Consider the following 21567-nt stretch of genomic DNA (forward strand, 5'->3'; position numbering starts at 1 on the left):
ATACCTCTACCATTAGATATTTATATAGTAAAATCTTTCCCTATCTTAGAGCATACATCACTGTTTTAATGAAACATCTTTTACTAATACTAACGATTCTCACTTTGTTTAATTCTTGCAATAATCAAAAGACAATTACAGATTTTAATTTGTACCCTACACCTGTAGAAGAAAGTCTTTGGATACAGTATACCACAGCATCTACCTTATTTAAATTATGGTCACCGAATGCTGAAGAAATCGTTTTAAGATTATTTAAAACAGGTGATGACTCAAAGGCATTTTCTACGTTTAATCTCACCTATAAAGATTTAGGTGTTTGGGAAAAGGAAGTTAGAGAAGACTTAAACGGCATCTATTACACCTATCAAATTAAAACCGAGAATAAATGGCTAAAAGAAACACCTGGTATTTATGCTAAAGCTGTTGGCGTAAATGGAAATAGAGCTATGGTTTTAAATATGAAGACAACCAACCCTGTTGGATGGAAACAAGACAAATCGCCTGTTTTAAAGCGCCAAAATGAAGCTGTTATTTATGAATTACATATTCGTGACATGACAATTCATCCTCAATCTGGATCTACAATGCCAGGCACCTACTTAGGTTTAGTAGAAACAGGAACTATAGGTCCAAATAATATAGCAACTGGTATTGACCACATTAAGGAATTAGGTATTACACATGTGCATCTTTTACCCACTTTTGACCATTATTCTATTGACGAAAGTAATTTAGATACCCCGCAATTTAATTGGGGCTATGACCCTCAAAATTATAATGTGCCTGAAGGTTCTTTTTCAAGCGATCCGTTTAATGCTGAAGTTCGAATAAAGGAATTCAAACAAATGGTGAAGACTTTTCACGATAATGGTATTGGTGTAATTATGGATGTTGCATATAATCATACAGGTAAAACAGAAGAATCTAATTTTAACCAAGAAGTACCTGGTTATTATTATCGCCAATGGGAAGATGGTTCATACGCAGATGCTGCTGCTTGTGGTAATGAAACTGCATCAGAGAGAGCCATGATGCGAAAATTCATTATTGAATCTGTCACATATTGGACTAAGGAATATCATATCGACGGCTTTAGATTTGACCTCATGGGAATTCATGATATAGAAACTATGAATAAAATTTCTAACGCTGTTTTAAAAATTAATCCTGATGCTTTGCTTTATGGCGAAGGATGGTCAGCAAAAGAATCCCCTCTACCAGAAGAAAAACGAGCGTTAAAAAAACACGTACAACAGCTTCCACATTTTGCAGCTTTCAATGATGACCTTCGTGACGGACTTAAAGGTTCTGTTTTTGAAGATGAGAGTTTGGGTTTTGTAAGTGGCGCAAAGAATACGGAAGCGTCCATTAAATTTGGAATTGTTGGTGCTATTCAACATCCACAAATTAACTATAGTAACGTCAACTATTCAGATGCTCCCTGGACCTTAGAATCTTGGCAATCTATAAATTATGTTTCTTGTCACGATAATCACACACTTTTCGATAAATTAAAAATTTCAAGACCAGATGCAGCTTTAAGTGAATTAATTGCTATGGACAAATTGGCTAATGCTATAGTATTAACATCTCAAGGAACTCCATTTCTACATGCTGGTGTAGAAATGTTGCGTACAAAAAACAGAGCGCATAATTCTTATAACCTTCCGGATAGTATTAATCAAATAAACTGGAATTGGAAAAATGACCATAAAGAGGTTTTTGAGTATTATAAAAACCTTATTCAATTACGAAAAGCACATTCGGCATTTACCATGCACAATGCCCTTGATATACAAAAGCATTTAAAATTTCAAAAAGCAAATGACAGCCTTGTCTCCTTCATTTTAGAAGAGCATGCAAATGGTGATACTTGGAAGAATATTTTGGTTATTTACAATGCACACAATAAAAACATTAATTATAAAATTGATGGTACTTGGCAAAAAGCCATTTCTGGTAGTACCTTTGACCTTCAGGGCTCAAAATCAATAAAGAATACTATTGATGTACCCGCACTTTCAATGTATGTTGCTTTTCAAAAATAACCGTTTTTACTGTTAAATAAATAATCAGTCATGAGTTCAGATTCACAACCAAATAATCCACTTCATGGTGTAAAGTTAGCCACCATGCTTGAAGAACTAACAGAGAAATATTCTTGGGAAGATTTAGCTGGTCAAATCAATATTAATTGTTTTAAAAGTAATCCGTCTATAAAATCAAGCCTCAAATTTTTACGCAGAACACCATGGGCAAGAGAAAAAGTGGAACATTTATACTTACAATCCTTTAAAAAATAATGAGCTTAAATATTGTACTCATAGAGCCAGAAATACCTAATAACACAGGCAATATTGGCAGATTGGCACTCGCTACAGGATCCACGTTACATTTAGTAAAACCATTTGGATTTGAGCTAAGTGATAAACGTCTTAAACGTGCTGGTCTAGATTACTGGCAACACCTTAACGTAATCATGTATGATAATGTCGATGCTTTCTTTAAGCAGCATCAAGACAAAAAAATGATTTTCTTTTCTGCTACAGCTACCAAAAACCATTGGGAAATTGAATACACCAACGATATGTTTTTAGTTTTTGGAAAAGAATCTGTTGGCTTACCTAAATCTAACTTAACTGAAAATGAGGATAATGCCGTGAAAATTCCACTTTACAGCAAACATATTCGCAGTTTAAACTTAGCTAATGCCGTAGCTATTTCCGTTTATGAGGGATTGCGCCAATTAGACTGATTTTTGCTTTAGGTTACTTTGTATCTTTAAGAGACCAATACAAAGAACCGATGAAAACAATCAACCACTTTTTCATTTTATCTCTTATCTTAATTTTAAGTTCTTGCAATCAGAAAAAGGAAGATACCACAGAAACTTCCATTGCATTTAATACTCCCGCAGATTTTGAGCTAGAAGAAATTTACCACCCTAGTAATGCTGAACAAGGCTCTTGGGTAGCTTTGGCACAAGGTAATGGTAATACCATGTATGCATGTGACCAATATGGCAAACTTTATCAATTTAAAGTTCCTGAAATAGGAGCTGTTCTCTCACAGAAAGATGTAACTCCTTTAGACGTTGAAATTGGTGAGGCGCATGGTTTACTATGGGCATTTAACAGCTTGTATGTTGCCGTTAATAAGAATTGGGATGATGACATACCAGATGATCAAGAGAAAGGCAGCGGAATATATAGAATTACCGACACTAATAATGACGGAAAATTAGACGCTGCCAAAATGTTACTTCGCTTAGAAGGTAGCGGCGAACATGGTCCGCATAGTTTTGCGTTATCGCCAAATGGCAAAGAAATTTACTTCATCGCGGGTAATCACACTCTAATTCCCGAAAGAGTAAAAGAAAATAGTAGAATCCCCACCAATTGGGGTGAAGGCAATTTATTTACTCCGTATTTAGATGCTAGAGGCCATGCTAACGATGTAAAAGCGCCTGGCGGATGGATATCAAAATTCAATCCCGATGGTTCGTCTTTCGAATTAATTTCCGCAGGATTTAGAAACCCCTTTGATATGGCTTTCAATACTGATGGTGAACTTTTTGCTTATGATGCCGATATGGAATGGGACATTGGAATGCCATGGTACAGACCTACAAGAATTTGCCATGTTACCAGTGGCAGTGAATTTGGCTGGAGAACGGGTTCTGGAAAATGGCCTGCATATTATCCAGATAATCTACCCGCTGTACACAATTTAGAGCAAGGCTCTCCCACAGCCGTATTATCGACAACAAATTTAAATCTTCCTGAAAAATACCAAAATGGGTTACTTGCTATGGACTGGAGTTTTGGCACCGTTTACTTTATAGAACTGCAACCAAAAGGTAGTTCTTACGAAGCCAAGCGGGAAGAATTCCTGTCAGGAACTCCCCTACCCTTGACCGATATGATTGCAGGTAACGATGGCAACATTTACTTTGCCACAGGCGGTCGCAGACTTGATTCCCATTTATATAGATTACGATATACAGGAACAGAGAATACCGCACGAAGTCAAGAAAAATCATTGATTAGCGAAGAACGAAATCTTCGTAAGCAACTAGAAGAATATCATACAAAAATTTCTACATCGGGAACTGAATTGGGTTGGAATCATTTAGACAATCCGGATAGATTTATAAGATATGCTTCACGAATAGCTCTAGAACACCAACCTATAGATTCTTGGTTAAATAGTTACAAAAAAGAAACAGACAGTCAAAAAATTATCGAGAGCAGTATAGCTTTAATTCATCAAGGGAAAAGTGATTTACAGCCCTTAATCTTAAACAAACTTCTAAGTATTCCCATTAAATCGCTAGACGAAAATTTACAAGTAGACCTTCTAAGAGCCTACTCCCTAAATTTTATTAGAATGGGAAAACCGGATAACCGACAAAGCCAAAAAATAATCAATGCTTTAAATCCCTCATTCGCTAGTTCCAAAGGCGCGGTAAGCAAAGAGTTATCTCAAATTTTATTATTTCTAGAAGCAAATGGTATAATAGAAAAATTAGTTGAACGTCTTGAATATCACACAAAACAAAAAACAGTCACAAAAGGTGTAGAAATGCTTTCTGAAGAAGCAACGCTTCGTAGCGAGGAATACGGTCCACTAATTAGAGAAGTTATCGCAAAAATGCCACCTAGTGAGGCTATCTATTATGGAATGTTGCTTAGTAATGCTAAAAAAGGCTGGAACGAAGATTTAAGAAAACGCTATTTTTCTTGGTACTTTGATGTTCTTCGTTCTAAAGGAGGCATGAGCTTTAAAGCATATATGGAAAATGTTAGACAGCGGGCCATATTAAATGTACCTGAAGATAAAAGAGAGTATTTTCAAGAAATCTCCGGTGTCTATTCCCCATCCAGCTCAATTGCAGATTTACCCCAACCTTTCGGTCCGGGTAAAAACTATAATGGCGAGAATATGGGAGATGTCGTTTGGCGCGGTCTAGATAATTACCAAGGCAACATAAAGGCCGGAAAAAGAGCTTTTGCTTCGGCAACATGTACAGTATGCCATAGAATTCGTGGAGAAGGTGGTGCCGCAGGACCAGATTTAACCCAGGCTCACACAAAATTTAGCACATATGATTTAATGTTTGCTATTTACAGCCCTAGCGATGAAATATCTGACCAATATGCCAATACCCTATTTCATTTAGACAAAGATGAAAAAATAGCGGGTCGTATTAAATCTGAAGCTGGCGACAGTATTGTAATAATGCCAAATCCCTTTAATGAAAGCTATACGGTAAGTATTGCTAAAAACACTATTACTAAAAAAGAACTCTCCCCAATATCACCAATGCCACCGGGATTATTAAATAGATTGAACGAACAAGAAGTAGCCGATCTATTTGTCTATATCATTTCTGGTGGAGATGAAAATCATAAATTTTATACGGGTGAAGAAAATTAAATATCTAAACCAAATCTCAAAAAAAGTTGAGATTTGGTTTTATTAATTCTTCAAATTTAGAATCTAATATTAGGATAATCACTACCTACTTTACCTCTAATTACCAGTATGATATTAAACCTAAAATCCAGCAGTTAAAATTGTCTAATCATTTACAATTGGCAGATTAAATTATTAATTTCAAACTGATATTTTTCTAATCACCTACCAAACAACAACCTGATGAACTCAAAATTTTTACACGCTTTTATTTTTCTTTTCTTATCATTTTGTAGCATTTCATTTGCTCAAAAAAAATCATCTAAAAATAAAGTTGACAACGCAACGCTTGACAAAGCTTTCTATGAAAACTTGGAATGGCGAAATATTGGACCTGTACGTGGCGGTCGTTCTTTAGGGTCGGCAGGTAGTCCCAGCAGACCTAATGAGTATTATTTTGGTGCAACTGGTGGCGGACTCTGGAAAACTACCGATGGCGGTAATGAATGGGAAGCTGTTACCGACGGACAGATTACCAGTTCTTCTGTAGGCGCAGTTGCTGTAGCAGAAACGAATCCTGACATTGTCTATATTGGTATGGGCGAAGTACAATTACGAGGTAGCATTACTCAAGGGGACGGAGTTTACAAATCTACTGATGCCGGTAAAACCTGGAGTCATTTAGGACTTGAAGAAACCCAAGCCGTTTCAAGAATAAGAATTCACCCAACAAATCCAGATATTGTTTACGTTGCTGCATTAGGTCACCCTTATGGAGACAATGAAGAACGCGGTGTTTTTAAAAGTACAGATGGTGGTAAAAATTGGAAAAAAACATTGTATGTAAGTGATAAAGCAGGTGCAGTAGATTTAATAATAGATAGAAATAACCCACAGGTTTTATATGCGAGTACTTGGCAAGTTCAAAGAAAAGCATGGAAAATGTGGGGCGGCGGACCAGATTGCAAACTTTGGAAATCTACAGATGGCGGAGAAACTTGGACAGATTTATCCAAGAACCCAGGTATGCCAGAAGGACCGTTAGGAAAAATAGGTGTTACTGTATCGCCTGCAGATTCTAACCGTGTATGGGCTATAGTAGAAGCTAATGAAGGTGGTGTTTTTCGTTCAGACGATGCGGGTAAAACTTGGGAACGTACTAATGACGAGCGTAAATTAAGACAACGTGCTTTTTACTATTCTAGAATTTATGCCGATCCGATTGATAAAGAAACAGTTTACGGACTTAATGTAGATTTTTGGAAATCTACTGATGGCGGAAAAACTTTTGACACTAAAATTAAAGTGCCACATGGCGACAATCATGATTTATGGATAGACCCTAATAATCCTGATCGTATGATTTCTTCCAATGATGGGGGTGGTGTTGTAAGTATTAATGGCGGTAAGTCTTGGACAGAAGAAGATTACACTACCACACAGCTGTATCATGTAATGACAACTAATGATGTTCCTTATCACGTAGCGGGTGCACAACAAGACAATAGTACCATTGCAGTACCTAGTGATGGTTGGGGTCATATGCAGGCTAGAGGTCAAGGAGATGGCTGGGCGTATGCCGTTGGTGGCGGAGAAAGTGGTTGGATTACCCAGCATCCTGAAAATCTAGATATTTTCTATGCAGGCAGCCAAGGTGCGCTGTTAACACGATACGACAGAAGTAACGGTCAATCTAGAGACATTCAAGTATACCCTAGGTTTTTCTCTGGTGAACCTGCAAGCGCATTACCTGAGCGCTGGCAATGGACATTCCCTATTATGTTTGCGCCACAAGATTCAAATGTAATGTATACGTGCTCTCAACATATTTGGAAAACAACCGATGATGGACAATCTTGGGAAAAGATAAGTCCAGATTTAACGTATGCCGACCCATCAACCTTAGGTAAAACCGGTGGCATTATCACCATGGATATGAACGGACCAGAAATTTATGCTACCGTTTTTGCGTTGGCTCCATCAAACCATGATATTAATACTATTTGGGCAGGTTCTGATGATGGTAAAATACATATCACAAGAGATGGTGGTAAAAACTGGGCAGACATTACCCCTAAAGAGTTACCTAAATTTTCTAGGGTAAGTATTATTGATGAATCGCTACACAACCCTGGTACTTTATACGTAGCGGCAAATAGATATCAAGTTGATGATAGACAACCCTATGTATTTAAAACGCATGATTATGGTAAAACCTGGACAAAAATAATAACCGGTATTGAAGATGGTCATTTTGCAAGAGCAGTTCGCGAAGATCCTGTTCGTGAAGGTTTACTATTTCTAGCTACAGAACATGGTGTCTATTTTTCTATGAACGATGGGGAATTATGGCAAAGCCTTCAACTAAAACTTCCAGATACACCTGTTAGAGATTTAGTTATAAAAGATAACGATGTTGTTCTTGGTACGCACGGTAGAGGATTTTGGATACTTGATGATATTCAACCTTTAAGACAATTTACCCCAGAAATGGAGAAACAAGAAGCCGTACTTTTTAAACCTACAAATGCCTTAAGAGGTTTAACCGATGCTTCTATTCAATATTATTTAAAAGAGCAGAAAGACACGATAACTTTTGAAATTTATGACGCAAAAGATAATCTAATAGACACCTTTACGGGTAGCAAACCAAAGTATGAAGTAGACCCCAATCTCCCATATTGGTTAAAAGGCGGCTCATCTAAACCTACCACTGCCAAAGGAATTAATAATTTCACTTGGGACATGAGATACCCGGGAGCTACCACTTTTGAAGGAATGATTATTTGGAGCGCAAGACCAGCTCGTGGTCCAAAAGCACCCTTAGGTACTTACAAGGTAAAAATGAAATCTGGTGATTATGAGAAAGTATATGCTTTTAATATTGAAATGGATCCAAACTTAAAGGGAATTACCAAAGAAGATTTAGATGAACAATTTACTTTATCCAACAAAATAATGGCTAAAACTTCAGCCGCCAACGAAGCAGTCATTAAAATTCGAGAGATAAAAAAGGCTTTAATGGCTAATAAAGACAACATAGATTCAAATGATTTCAATAATTCGGTAACTCCATTTTTAAATGAATTATCAGAGGTAGAAGAGGCACTGTACCAAGTTAAAAATCAATCAGGGCAAGACCCTTTAAATTTTCCTATAAAACTAAATAATAGATTAGCATCACTAAGACGTAGTGTTGAATCTGGTGAAGCAAAACCAACAAATGGAGCTTACAAAGTTTTTGAAGAACTTTCCGCAGAGTTAGACGTAGAATTAAACAAATTGAATAGCATACTAGGAAAATACAAATCTAAAATAAACCCTATTTTATCTAAAAACGGTGGTACTACAATTGACTAAATGAGGTAAAAGCAAAAAGAAAAACAACAGCACATCGAATTACAAATCCGTATTTTTGTACTGAATAATAATCGTTTTATAAAATGAAAAAGCCAAGTATAGCACCATCACTATTAGCAGCTGATTTTGGAAATTTACAGCGAGATGTAGAAATGGTAAATGCAAGCGAAGCGGAGTATCACCATATCGATATCATGGACGGAGTCTTCGTTCCTAATATTTCTTATGGCATGCCTGTGGTAAAAGCTATTAAAAAGAGTGCTACCAAGCCTTTAGACGTGCACTTAATGATTGTGGACCCTGACCGTTATCTAGAAGAATTCGCTAATCTTGGAGCTCATATATTAACTGTTCATTATGAAGCTTGTACACATTTACATAGAACTATACAGGCTATAAAAGCTTTAGGAATGAAAGCAGGTGTTGCACTAAACCCACACACCAATATTATGCTTTTAGAAGATATTATTCAAGACATTGATGTGGTTTTAATAATGAGCGTAAACCCTGGTTTTGGCGGACAATCATTCATTGAAAACACCTATGATAAAATAAGAGCTACCAAGGCTTTAATCAACAGAAAAAAATCTGCTGCCCTAATTGAAATTGATGGCGGAGTAACTACTGCCAATTCTCAAAAGTTAGTGGATGCTGGCGCAGATATTTTAGTTGCCGGAAGCTTTGTATTTAAAAGTGCTGATCCAGTTAAAACTATAAAAGAATTAAAGGGATGAAAACTGAACTTGATATCGTTATAGTTGGTGGTGGACCAATAGGTATTGCATGCGGATTAGAAGCTAAGAAAAATGGTCTTACTTATGTAATATTAGAGAAAGGACCTATTGTAAATTCACTTTTTCATTATCCGTCTAATATGCAATTTTTCTCTTCATCTGAGAAGCTAGAAATTGATGAAATTCCATTTATTAGTAAAGAAGCAAAGCCAAAAAGAGACGAGGCATTAGAATATTACAGACGTATAGTAACCTCTAACAAACTAAATATTAAGCTATTTGAAAAAGTAGAAAACGTTCAGAAGAATGAGGGTACATTTACTGTTGTCTCTGAAAAGAACACCTACATTTCTAAACAAGTTGTAATTGCCACCGGTTTTTACGATTTACCTAATTTACTTAACGTACCTGGTGAGGATTTAGAAAAGGTTGTTCATTACTATGATAACCCTCATTATTATTCAGGTCAAAAAGTTGCCGTTATAGGCGCAAGTAATTCTGCAATTGACGCAGCACTTGAATGTTGGCGAAAAGGAGCTGACGTATCTTTAATTATCAGAGGCTCTGAAGTGGGGCAACGTGTAAAATATTGGGTTAGACCAGACATTGTAAATCGTATTGAAGAAGGTAGCATAAAGGCTTATTACAACACCACGGTTAAATCGATTACTGAGAATAGTATTTCTTTGAATACAGAAAATGACGTTGTAGAAATTGAAAACGATTTTGTACTGGCATTAACAGGTTATAAACCCAACTTTAACTTCTTGGAGAAATTAGGTGTCAACATTAGTAATGACGCTAAAAAACTACCTGAATATAACCCGGATACTATGGAAACCAATATTGATGGTTTGTATTTAGCTGGTGTAATTTGTGGCGGAATGGAAACACATAAATGGTTCATAGAAAACTCAAGAATACATGCTAAAATGATTGTATCAGATATTATTTCTAATACGGTTACCTCATAATTTATTTTTTATTGAAGAGGATTAACCAATTAATTCTTTTTTAATTTATTTAGAAGATTATAATAGTTTTTACGGATAAACGCAATCAGCCATTTAAAGTTATCAAAACTTACATGATTAGTATACTTTAACATACCGTTTATTGCACCAACACATAACATTTAGAAATACTAAAAAAACCTAACCAACTATATTACTGTTGATTAGGTTTTTTTTTTAAATTGTGACCCCGGAGGGATTCAAACCCCCAACCCTCAGAGCCGAAATCTGATGCGCTATTCAGTTGCGCCACGAGGCCATTTCTAGTTATTAAAACTAAAACTTATCCTGACACTTTTAACTTATGTCAATTTCTTTTTTACAATTGTAGAAATCAATTTACCATCAGCTTGACCTGCTAATTCTTTTGAAACAATTCCCATAACTTTACCCATATCCTTCATCCCTGAAGCACCGATAGAATCTATAGTTTGTACCACTACTTTCTCTACTTCTTCTTCAGTAAGTTGTTCTGGTAAAAATTGTTCTATAACAGCGATTTGAGCCATTTCTGGATCAGCAAGATCTTGTCTTCCTTGCTCTATAAAAATAGCAGCGCTATCTTTTCTTTGTTTTACTAATTTCTGTACTATCTGTATTTCGTCATCTTCAGTGATTTCTCCACCTCCACTAGTACTTGCTACCAATAGCGCAGATTTAATAGCTCTAAGCGATTCTAGTGCTACTGAATCCTTTGCTTTCATAGCTAATTTCAACTGCTCCATTACTCTTTGCTGTAAACCCATTGCTTGTATATTTTGATCAGCGAAGATAAAAAATAAAACCCGAAAACTAAGTTAGTTTTCGGGTTTATAAATTATTGTGAGCCTACTACTAGTCTACATTATCATGTAAAAAAGAGTTGTTAGAACGCAATTGAATATCGTCGCTACTATCACCACTTAAAGAGGTTCTAGAAATTTTCTTCTCTCTTGGATTATCGTTCAAATTAACACCCTGTCTTTGGTAAGCAGGTTTCTTTTCATCGTAACTAGTTGGCGCGTTATTTTTGAATTTATAATTGAAGTCTTTCAATTTTCTTCTACGCTCATCCGCTCTTTCTCTTAACAACTCTTCGATAGGAGTTTCCATTGGATCTAATTGTTCCTCTGGGTACGACTCTCTTTTTGGAGCTACTGTCTTTTTCTCGAAGACTAATTCATCTTCAATAACTTTAGGCTCAAACTCCTCTGCTTTAGATTTAGCACCGGTTAGTTTACTTTCTAACTGCATGTAATCATCAAGACTATATCTTTTTTCACCATTCTTGTTATACTCAAGTACAGGTACTATCTCTATACTATCGTTTACATCTAAATCCTTTACTTCGTCATGTAAATCGAACATGATTACGTTTTCTTTTTCCTCTTCATCTCTTGATGAATCGAAATTAGATGTAAATCTTTCCTCTTCTTGTACTCGTAATACTTCTGGCTCTACTACCTCAATATCTCTTAAAGTTGTTGGCTTATCTACTATTACAAAATCATCTTCAGAAACATTTTCAGCTAATACTTCCTCGTAAAAAACATTGAAATTCTTAATGTAGTTCGTTGTAGGTATTAAATCGAAATCTTCTTCCTCAACGAACTCATACTTTTTTACGGGTTTGACTTCTTTTACCTCCTCTTCCTCATCATCCATTTCTAACGTATGGACCGTTTTAGTGTTAGATAACAACATTGCCTCTGCACGTTGCCCTTCTTCCAAAGTATGAATTATTTTTTTTGATTCGGTATTTACGATATCATCTTGTTGCTCAATATTGAACCCAGTTGCAATAACCGTTACAGCAATAGCTTCCCCTAAGCTTTCATCTTCACCAACACCCATAATAATGTTCGCTCCGTAACCTGCTTCTATTTGGATATGATCATTGATTTCTCCTATTTCATCAATAGTAATTTCTTGAGCACCAGAAACGATTAATAACAATACGTTTTTAGCACCTTGAATTTTGTTATCGTTCAATAACGGAGAATCCAACGCTTTCATGATAGCCTCATTTGCTCTTGCCGAACCAGATGAAATAGCAGAACCCATAATAGCAGTACCACTGTTAGACAGTACCGTTTTAGCATCACGTAAATCTATGTTTTGTGTATAGTGATGTGTAATAACTTCTGCAATACCTCTTGCAGCTGTTGCCAACACTTCATCAGCTTTAGAGAAACCAGCTTTAAAACCAAGGTTTCCGTAAACCTCTCTTAATTTATTGTTATTAATGACGATCAGCGAGTCGACATTTTTACGTAATTTTTCAATACCTCGTTGTGCTTGTTCAACTCGCATTTTACCTTCGAATTGAAACGGCATAGTAACGATACCTACAGTAAGAACATCTAATTCTTTTGCAAACTTGGCAATTACGGGAGCAGCACCAGTTCCTGTTCCCCCGCCCATACCAGCAGTAATAAAGATCATTTTGGTAGTTGTATCCAACATACCTTTAATCTCTTCCATGCTTTCCATGGCAGCCTGTTCACCAACTTCAGGGTTGGCACCAGCACCCAAACCTTCTGTTAATGACATGCCTAGTTGTATTTTGTTTGGCACAGGACTATTGTCCAAAGCTTGAGAATCTGTATTACAGATTACAAAATCAACCCCATTAATACCTGCTTGGAACATGTGATTTATGGCATTACTACCACCACCACCTACACCAATGACTTTTATAACGTTGCTTTGATTCTTTGGTAGATCAAAAGAGATATTATCAAATTCGCTGTTCTTACTCATATTCTAATTATTACTGGTTATGTATTCTTATACTATGCTTCTTACTCCGCGTTATCTAAAAATTCTTTCAATTTTTCAGACCACTTATCAAAAACAGATTTTCGTTCTTTATGTATATCGGGGCGTGCTACTACTTTCGTATCATTTTCCGCATACATTAATTCTTCTTCCTGCTCTTGCTCTTCTAAAATTTCCTCTTGCGTCAACTTCAGTTTCTCTTGATTTTTAATGGCGTTCATTAAAAGACCAACTGCCGTTGCGTATAGTGGACTAGCAACTTCTTCATCAGAATCTCCTGCTAGGTGTTCGTTAGGGTACCCAATACGAGTATCCATCCCTGTTATATATTCTACCAATTGCTTTAAATGTTTTAGTTGGCTACCGCCACCTGTCAACACAATACCTGCAATTAGTTTCTTCTTTTGCTCTTCGTGACCGTAGTTCTTGATCTCTACATATACTTGCTCAATAATTTCAACAACACGTGCATGAATTATTTTTGAAAGGTTCTTAAGAGATATTTCCTTCGGCTCTCTACCACGTAAACCTGGTATAGAAACAATTTCATTGTCTCTATTTTCTCCTGGCCATGCAGAACCAAACCTAGTTTTTAACAACTCTGCTTGCTTTTCTATAATAGAACAACCTTCTTTAATATCTTCTGTGATTACTCCACCACCAAAAGGTATTACAGCTGTATGTCTTATAATTCCATCTTTAAAAATGGCCAAATCAGTAGTACCACCTCCTATATCGATCAATGCTACACCTGCTTCTTTTTCTTCTTGACTCAATACTGCGTCAGATGATGCTAATGGCTCTAGTGTAATATTCCCTAAATCTAGTCCTGCACTTTTAATGCAACGACCAACATTCTTTATAGATACTACTTGACCAACTACTACATGAAAGTTAGCTTCTAGCCTACCACCATACATACCAACAGGCTCACGGATTTCAGCTTGTCCGTCAACTTTGTATTCTTGTGGTAAAACATGTATAATCTCTTCACCTGGTAGCATAATCAATTTGTGCACTTGATTACATAAAAGATCCACATCTTCCTCGCCAATTACTTCCTCAGAATCTTTTCTGGTAATGTAATCGCTATGTTGAAGACTTCTTATATGCTGACCTGCTATACCAACTACAACAGAACCGATTTTAAGACCAGAATTTGCTTCTGCCTCCTCAACCGCCTGTTGAATAGATTTTATGGTTTGTGTAATATTATTTACCACACCTCTGTGTACACCTAAACTTTTGGACTTACCGATACCCAAAATCTCAATCTTACCATATTCGTTTTGCTTTCCGATTATGGCAACGATTTTCGTTGTTCCTATGTCTAAACCGACTGAATATTTAGTTTGTTCCATTTTCTATTATATTTTAGTGCACACCACCTGGTTATTGAATTCTAAACTTACTTCCGCGTAATCTTCCAAGGTTTGATCCTTGTTCGCTTTGGCATAAAACGCCTTAAAATTGCTGAACTTAGCTTCCAAATCTTCAATACCGCCTATGTTCACAACAAAATTGTTAAGCCTTAATCGTAATTGATATTCACTTTCTCCTTTTATATGAATACCGATTACCGATTCACGAAAAAAATCGTCCTTATTCACGTGTTCCAATATCACATAGACATCCTCAAGGCTTTTACCACTGATAGTACCAGTGATAATGGGAACTCTTGCTGAATGATTATTAGAAAAAGGCATCCTCTTTCCTTCATCATCCAAATAGAACTTATTTTCCCCTTCTATGCGTCCTATTGGTTTCCGTTGGACTATTTTCGACGTAAGCTCACCATCTATTGTTAGATAGACTTCGGCACTTTTCACCATTTCATTGGCCTCAAGGGCCTTTTCTACAGTATTCAAAACTATATTTTCTTTAGGCACATTTTCGAGACTACCATAATTTTGTATTAACAATTTATTAACCGTCCCTTCAGTGAGGTACAAATTTTGATTGCCAACGAATTCTACCTTCATTCCCGCAACATGCTTAGCACTATTACGCTCATTAGAAAAAGCATATAACCCCATGATTACCAGAACTAAAGCCGATAACTTTATAAAATTCCAATTAACCTGCATACGACATTTCTTTTTTTATTTTCACAACTTCTAAACCGATATCTCCAGCACCCATTGTTATTAAAACTTCTGGATTCTGACTTTTAATCTCAGATATGATTTGCTCCTTTGAAATTAATTTTTTATTACTACTTTTTATCTTACCCAACAACCATTTAGAATCTATTCCTTTAAGTGGTTCTTCTCTAGCCGGATAGATATCCAACAACAGCACATTTTCGAATTGAGACAGGCTTTTTGCAAATGCATCTGCAAAATCCCGTGTTCTAGAAAATAGGTGTGGTTGAAAAATTGCCAATACCTTTTTGTTCGGATGCATTTCTGAAATTGCTTCAAAAACAGCATTGATTTCCGTAGGGTGATGTGCGTAATCATCTATAAAAATGAAATCTTCACTCTTAATTCGATATGAAAAACGCCTTTGTACACCTTTAAAAGTTGCTAATGCCTCTGCAAGGCGATGCGGTGGGGAACCTGCTTGCATCGCCATTGCGAAAGCCACTAAACCATTCAACAAATTATGTCGTCCAGGTTTGTTAAATTCAACCCCTTCTAGTTTGAGGTCAGGGGTCTCCAAATCGAATATGTAGGTGCCACGTTCTATTTTTATATTTCGGATGCAATAATCCGAATTGTCTTCAATACCATAAGTCAACCCCTCTAAAGGCAAACCATTGCGGACAAATAATTTTCCGCCCGGTTTTAATCGTTTTGTAAAATCAACAAATGTTCTTTCTAATTCCTCAGCATTTCCATAAATATCCAAGTGATCCGCATCCATTGAAGTAACACAGGCTACATTTGGTGTCAACTGCATAAATGAACGATCAAACTCATCTGCTTCTACCACTGAGTACTCCGTACCTTCTAACAAGAAATTACTATTAAAATCCTCAGAAATACCACCTAAAAAGGCTGTCATTTTAACTCCTGTTTCTTTTAATAAATGCGCTAGAATACTTGATGTCGTCGTTTTACCATGTGTACCTGCAACTGCCAAGCAAAAAGAATCTTTTGTAATTAAACCAAGAACTTCTGATCTTTTCTTAATTGTAAATCCATTGTTTAAAAAATACTGGTATTCAGAGTGATTAGAAGAAACTGCCGGCGTATACACCACCAACGTATGCTCTATATCTTTCTTAAACTCATCTGACACAGCGTTTATGTCATCTGTATAATGAATATCAATACCTGAATTCGCTAACTCTTGTGTAAGCGGACTTTCGGTTTTGTCATACCCGCCTACCGCCTTATTTATGAAAGCAAAATAACGCGCCAAAGCAGACATACCAATGCCTCCTATGCCAATAAAATACACCTTATGTATTTGCGTTAAATTCATTTTACTTTAAAATTTTTTCTATTTCATCGCAGATATCCGCAGTGGCATTCGGTAATGCCAATGCTTTTATATTCTTTGATAATGCTATTTGTTTTTCAGGCGATTTAACAACCGATTCAAATACTGTCTTAAACTGCTCATCCAATTCTTTCTCTCTGATCATAATAGCCGCATCATGCCCAACTAACGATAATGCATTCATTGTTTGATGATCTTCTGCTACTACTGGCGACGGAATAAAGAATGTTGGTTTACCCACCAAACATAATTCTGATACCGCACCTGCTCCTGCTCTTGAAATAATGAAATCTGCCGCTACATAGGCTTTATCCATCGTATTCAAAAAAGCATGCACTTTTATAGTTGCTGACTCATGAGATTTATAGGTTTCGTAATACCCTTTTCCACATTGCCAGATTACTTGCAACCTTTGTTCTTCAAAATATGCTAAATGATCTGCCACTAATTGGTTAATGCGTCTAGCACCTAAACTACCACCTAACACCAATAATGTTTTCTTATTGGCATCTAAATCAAAATAAGCCAAGGCTTCACTTTTAGTAGCCTTTAGTTCTACCAAATCTGAGCGTACCGGGTTGCCCGTCAACACAATTTTATCCTTAGGGAAAAACTTCTCCATACCCTCATAGGCCACACAGATTTTTTCCACTTTATCCTTTAATAGTTTATTAGTAATTCCTGCAAAAGAATTCTGCTCTTGCAACAAACATGGCACCCCTTTAACGGTGGCCATTTTTAACAATGGACCGCTAGCAAAACCACCTGTACCAATTACGGCGTGTGGTTTAAACTTAGATACGATGCTGTTTGCTTTCATTAAACTACTTATCAATTTTATAGGAAATAGTAGATTTTTAAGGGTCAATTTTCGCTGAATCCCCGTAATCCACAATCCTTCTATTTTGTACCCTGCTTGGGGTACCTTTTCCATCTCCATTCTATCCTTAGCGCCCACGAACAAAAATTCCGCATCAGGATATCTTCTTTTCAATTCATTTGCTATGGCTATCGCCGGATAAATATGTCCGCCAGTACCACCTCCCGATAGAATAAACTTATAACTGCCCACTTAAAATTTCTAAAGGGTTCGTCTCATCTATATCACTATCAGAAGCACTCTCTTGTACTATACTTTTATTACTTGCACTTAAAATGATACCTATTGCCAAACAGGTCATCCAACTAGATGTACCTCCGCTACTTACCAGTGGTAAATTTTGTCCTGTTACCGGAAACAATTCTACCGCTACCGCCATATTTATCAACGCCTGAAACACAATCGGCAACCCTACGCCTAGCACCAGCAGTTTACTAAAAATTGAAGCACAACCATTGGCTACTACCACAATCCTGAACAATAGAAATAGGTAAAATAGCATCAACACAAATCCGCCAATTAAGCCATATTCCTCTACTATTATTGCATAGATAAAATCTGATGAACTCTGTGGCAAAAAGTTCTTTTGCACACTCTTACCTGCACCTTTACCCATTATACCACCAGTAGCTATTGCAATTTTAGCTTTTTCGATCTGATAGGTTCCTTCCGTATCGTCTGGGTTGGAAAAGCTATCTATACGGCTCATCCAAGTATCTACCCTATTTGGGAATAAATCTGGAAAAGCTTTTGCCGTTAGTATAAATATGGACAGAAATAGAATTCCCGTTCCAACGATTCCCAACAAGTATTTCATAGGATACCCTCCTAAGAAACAAAGCACCATGACCATTGAAAATACAATAGCCGCCGTAGAAAAGTTCGCCGGTAAAATAAGGGCTACCACTAAGAAAACCGGAAGCCACAATGGCAATATGCTTTCTTTAAAGGTTATTTTAATCTCTCTTACTTTAGAGAAATACCGTGCCACATAAATCATTAAAACAACTGCCGCCAAGTTAGATGGCTGAAAACCGAAACCTACTAAAGGAATACGAATCCAACGACTATCATTGGTACCACCACCAGATGTACCTTGCGCCAATACGAATATGAGTAATACCAGTACTATTGGCAGGGCTATCATAGACAACCCTTTAAAAAAGTGCGTAGGTATTTTATGTACTCCATAAATAATTCCAAATCCTAAAAACAACAAGATGGCATGTTTTACCAAATGCCCTACAGGTGTACCGTTACCTACCACATACACCAAATTACTACTGGCGCTGTAGACAGGTAAAAATGAAAATAAGGCCAAGAGCGCCGCAATGGCCCAAATAGCTTTATCTCCTTTTATATTTTGGAATATATTCAACACCTTATAGGTTCTTTACACAGTTCTTAAATTGATCTCCACGATCTTCATAGTTCTTAAACAAATCGAAACTTGCACATGCTGGCGACAACAAAACCGTATCTCCACGTTCTGCAATTTTATAAGCTACTTTCACAGCTTCTTCCATTGCATATGTTTCAACCAATAGATCTACCGCATTACCAAATACATGCTTTATCTTTTCATTATCCTCGCCCAAGCAAATAATTGCTTTTACCTTCTCACGTACCAATGGCATTAACTCCATGTACTCATTTCCTTTATCTACACCGCCTACGATCCATACTGTAGGTGATTTCATGCTATCTAATGCATAATAAGCAGCGTTTACATTCGTTGCCTTAGAATCATTGATATATTCTACATGATGTATTTTCAACACCTTCTCCAAACGGTGGGGAGCCCCTTGAAAATTAGAAACACAAGCTCTAATCGTCTCCTTTCGGATTCCTATCAATTTTGCAATTGTGGAAGCTGCCATCGTGTTCTTTACATTGTGCTGACCTTCTAAGGCCAAAGTGTCTTTAATCATGCTAATAGTGTCTGTTGTTGTTTTTATTATTATCTCGTTTTGTTCTATGAATGCACCTTGTTCAAATTGTTTGTTCAGTGAAAAGGGCATCAATTTTGACTTGACCGGGTTTTTGTTCAACCATTCTACCAAAACGGTATCATCTGCATCATATATCAAATAATCGTTTTCGTCTTGGTTTTCCGCTATTCTAAATTTTGAAGCGATATAATTTTCAAACTCATACTCATACCGATCTAAATGATCTGGCGTAATATTCGTAATCACCGCTATGTGCGGTTTAAAATCTACAATACCGTCTAGTTGAAAACTACTGATCTCAAGCACGTAATACTCAAAATCATTCTCTGCAACCATTTTCGCATAACTATCACCAATGTTCCCTGCCATTCCCACTTTTAATCCGGCGTTCGCCAAAATGTGGTTCGTTAGCATGGTAGTCGTTGTTTTTCCATTGCTTCCCGTGATACCAATAATTTTTGCATCGGTGTATTTAGATGCAAATTCTATCTCTGATATTACAGGAATGCCTTTCGCTACCAACTGCTTCACCAAGGCTACTTTATCTGGTATACCCGGACTCTTCATTACTAAATTGGCTTTTAGTATGCGGTCTTCTGAATGCTGTTCTTCTTCCCAATCAATTCCAAAATGTTCAAGAACGTTTTTATACTTCTCTTTAATTTTTCCTTTATCGGACACAAATACATCGTATCCTTTTTTTAATCCTAAAATGGCTGTTCCTACTCCACTTTCTCCTCCGCCTAGAACTACTAACAGTGCCATTATCTAATTTTTAAAGTCACTATAGTTACAATGGCCAATAGTATTCCCACAATCCAAAATCTGGTTACGATCTTACTCTCGTGGTACCCCATTTTCTGATAATGGTGATGTAGTGGCGACATTAAAAATATACGTCTGCCCTCTCCAAATTTTTTCTTCGTGTATTTGAAATACCCTACTTGCATCATTACCGAAAGTGACTCCGCAAAGAAGATTCCGCATAACACTGGTATCAATAATTCTTTACGCACTATTATCGCAATTACAGCAATAACTCCACCTATGGTCAAACTTCCTGTATCTCCCATAAATACTTGTGCTGGGAAAGCATTGTACCATAAAAACCCTATCAACGCCCCTACAAAAGCAGTTATGAATATTAATAATTCTCCTACTCGCGGTATGTACATAATATCCAAGTAATCGGAGAATATGATGTTACCAGACACCAGGGCGAATATGCCCAGCGTAAATACTATTATTGCCGATGTACCTGCCGCAAGCCCATCTATACCATCAGTTAAATTTGCTCCGTTAGATACTGCAGTTACAATTAGAATGATAATTGGAATGAACATTAACCACGCATAATCTTTTGCATCATCTCCTGCCCATGCTATTAAGCTCTCATAATCAAACTCATTGTTTTTAAAGAAAGGAACCGTTGTCATGGTCGATTTAATTTCCGCTCCTTTTACTTGCTCTACTGTATACGCTTGTGTAATTATCGTTTTATCGTGATCACGCATGGTCACCTCTGGGTGAAAATAAAGCACGGCACCTACGATAAGCCCTAGTACTACCTGACCTAATACCTTAAACCTGCCTTTTAAGCCTTCTTTGTTCTTTTTAAACACTTTGATGTAATCATCCAAAAAACCAATAGCCCCCATCCACAACATGGTGAATATCAATAGGATGATGTAAATATTTTCTAATCGAGCAAAAAGTAACACCGGTATTAATGTTGCCATTATAATGATAACACCACCCATAGTTGGCGTACCTGCCTTTTGCTTTTGACCGTCTAAACCTAGATCACGAATAGTTTCACCTACTTGCTGCTTTTGTAGAAAAAGAATAACACGCTTACCGTAAACAGTTGCTATCATTAGCGAAAACAAAATAGCCATTGCCGCACGGAATGTGCTAAACTGAAACAGCGAAGCTCCAGGCAACTGGTATTGTTTTTCTAAATATTCGAACAGGTAGGTTAACATATATTCTGTATT

At 36.7% G+C, this 21567-nt stretch carries 16 protein-coding genes and 1 tRNA gene; 7 read left to right on the plus strand and 10 right to left on the minus strand.

Annotated features, from left to right (window positions below):
- The first annotated feature begins 68 nt into the window (after window positions 1-68).
- From pulA to P178_RS0120440, 7 genes are all read left to right on the plus strand, one after another.
- On the plus strand, window positions 69-2051 hold the full coding sequence (gene pulA / locus P178_RS22465) for a type I pullulanase (protein ID WP_036147251.1): 1983 nt from the start codon (window positions 69-71) through the stop codon (window positions 2049-2051).
- A 30-nt stretch (window positions 2052-2081) separates the two neighbouring features.
- On the plus strand, window positions 2082-2306 hold the full coding sequence (locus P178_RS0120415; protein ID WP_027067983.1) for a VF530 family DNA-binding protein: 225 nt from the start codon (window positions 2082-2084) through the stop codon (window positions 2304-2306).
- Window positions 2306-2758: a tRNA (cytidine(34)-2'-O)-methyltransferase gene (locus P178_RS0120420; RefSeq protein WP_027067984.1), complete on the plus strand. Its 453-nt coding sequence runs from the start codon at window positions 2306-2308 to the stop codon at window positions 2756-2758. The genes P178_RS0120415 and P178_RS0120420 overlap by 1 nt, the downstream gene beginning before the upstream one ends.
- 50 nt (window positions 2759-2808) lie before the next feature.
- Window positions 2809-5442, plus strand: coding sequence for a c-type cytochrome (locus tag P178_RS0120425; protein ID WP_027067985.1), 2634 nt, complete (start codon window positions 2809-2811; stop codon window positions 5440-5442).
- A gap of 222 nt (window positions 5443-5664) precedes the next feature.
- Entirely contained in the window at window positions 5665-8781 is a 3117-nt protein-coding gene (locus P178_RS0120430) for a WD40/YVTN/BNR-like repeat-containing protein (protein ID WP_036147254.1), read from the plus strand.
- A gap of 83 nt (window positions 8782-8864) precedes the next feature.
- Complete coding sequence (gene rpe, locus P178_RS0120435) at window positions 8865-9515, plus strand: ribulose-phosphate 3-epimerase (protein ID WP_027067987.1); 651 nt, start codon at window positions 8865-8867, stop codon at window positions 9513-9515.
- The gene (locus P178_RS0120440; protein WP_027067988.1) at window positions 9512-10489 is read left to right on the plus strand and encodes a YpdA family putative bacillithiol disulfide reductase; all 978 of its coding nucleotides are present in this window, start codon (window positions 9512-9514) and stop codon (window positions 10487-10489) included. Before rpe ends, P178_RS0120440 begins: the two co-directional genes overlap by 4 nt.
- Before the next feature lie 224 nt (window positions 10490-10713).
- Here P178_RS0120440 and P178_RS0120445 read toward each other — a convergent pair.
- From P178_RS0120445 to mraY, 10 genes are all read right to left on the minus strand, one after another.
- Window positions 10714-10787: transfer RNA gene (locus P178_RS0120445), tRNA-Arg, on the minus strand.
- Window positions 10788-10830: 43 nt separating this feature from the next.
- Entirely contained in the window at window positions 10831-11274 is a 444-nt protein-coding gene (locus P178_RS0120450) for a GatB/YqeY domain-containing protein (protein ID WP_027067989.1), read from the minus strand.
- Between the two features lie 88 nt (window positions 11275-11362).
- On the minus strand, window positions 11363-13270 hold the full coding sequence (gene ftsZ, locus P178_RS0120455) for a cell division protein FtsZ (RefSeq protein ID WP_027067990.1): 1908 nt from the start codon (window positions 13268-13270) through the stop codon (window positions 11363-11365).
- Between the two features lie 41 nt (window positions 13271-13311).
- Window positions 13312-14649, minus strand: coding sequence for a cell division protein FtsA (ftsA, locus tag P178_RS0120460; RefSeq protein WP_027067991.1), 1338 nt, complete (start codon window positions 14647-14649; stop codon window positions 13312-13314).
- Window positions 14650-14655: 6 nt separating this feature from the next.
- Window positions 14656-15375: a cell division protein FtsQ/DivIB gene (locus P178_RS0120465; RefSeq protein WP_027067992.1), complete on the minus strand. Its 720-nt coding sequence runs from the start codon at window positions 15373-15375 to the stop codon at window positions 14656-14658.
- Entirely contained in the window at window positions 15365-16720 is a 1356-nt protein-coding gene (gene murC, locus P178_RS0120470; protein ID WP_027067993.1) for a UDP-N-acetylmuramate--L-alanine ligase, read from the minus strand. Before murC ends, P178_RS0120465 begins: the two co-directional genes overlap by 11 nt.
- Window position 16721: 1 nt before the next feature.
- Window positions 16722-17810, minus strand: coding sequence for an undecaprenyldiphospho-muramoylpentapeptide beta-N-acetylglucosaminyltransferase (murG, locus tag P178_RS0120475; protein WP_027067994.1), 1089 nt, complete (start codon window positions 17808-17810; stop codon window positions 16722-16724).
- Window positions 17797-18999, minus strand: coding sequence for an FtsW/RodA/SpoVE family cell cycle protein (locus tag P178_RS0120480; protein WP_027067995.1), 1203 nt, complete (start codon window positions 18997-18999; stop codon window positions 17797-17799). The genes murG and P178_RS0120480 overlap by 14 nt, the downstream gene beginning before the upstream one ends.
- A 1-nt stretch (window position 19000) precedes the next feature.
- Complete coding sequence (murD, locus tag P178_RS0120485) at window positions 19001-20335, minus strand: UDP-N-acetylmuramoyl-L-alanine--D-glutamate ligase (protein ID WP_027067996.1); 1335 nt, start codon at window positions 20333-20335, stop codon at window positions 19001-19003.
- Complete coding sequence (gene mraY, locus P178_RS0120490) at window positions 20335-21555, minus strand: phospho-N-acetylmuramoyl-pentapeptide-transferase (RefSeq protein ID WP_027067997.1); 1221 nt, start codon at window positions 21553-21555, stop codon at window positions 20335-20337. The genes murD and mraY overlap by 1 nt, the downstream gene beginning before the upstream one ends.
- Between the last annotated feature and the right edge of the window lie 12 nt (window positions 21556-21567).

This window comes from Maribacter sp. Hel_I_7 (genome assembly GCF_000688315.1).
GTDB lineage: Bacteria > Bacteroidota > Bacteroidia > Flavobacteriales > Flavobacteriaceae > Maribacter > Maribacter stanieri.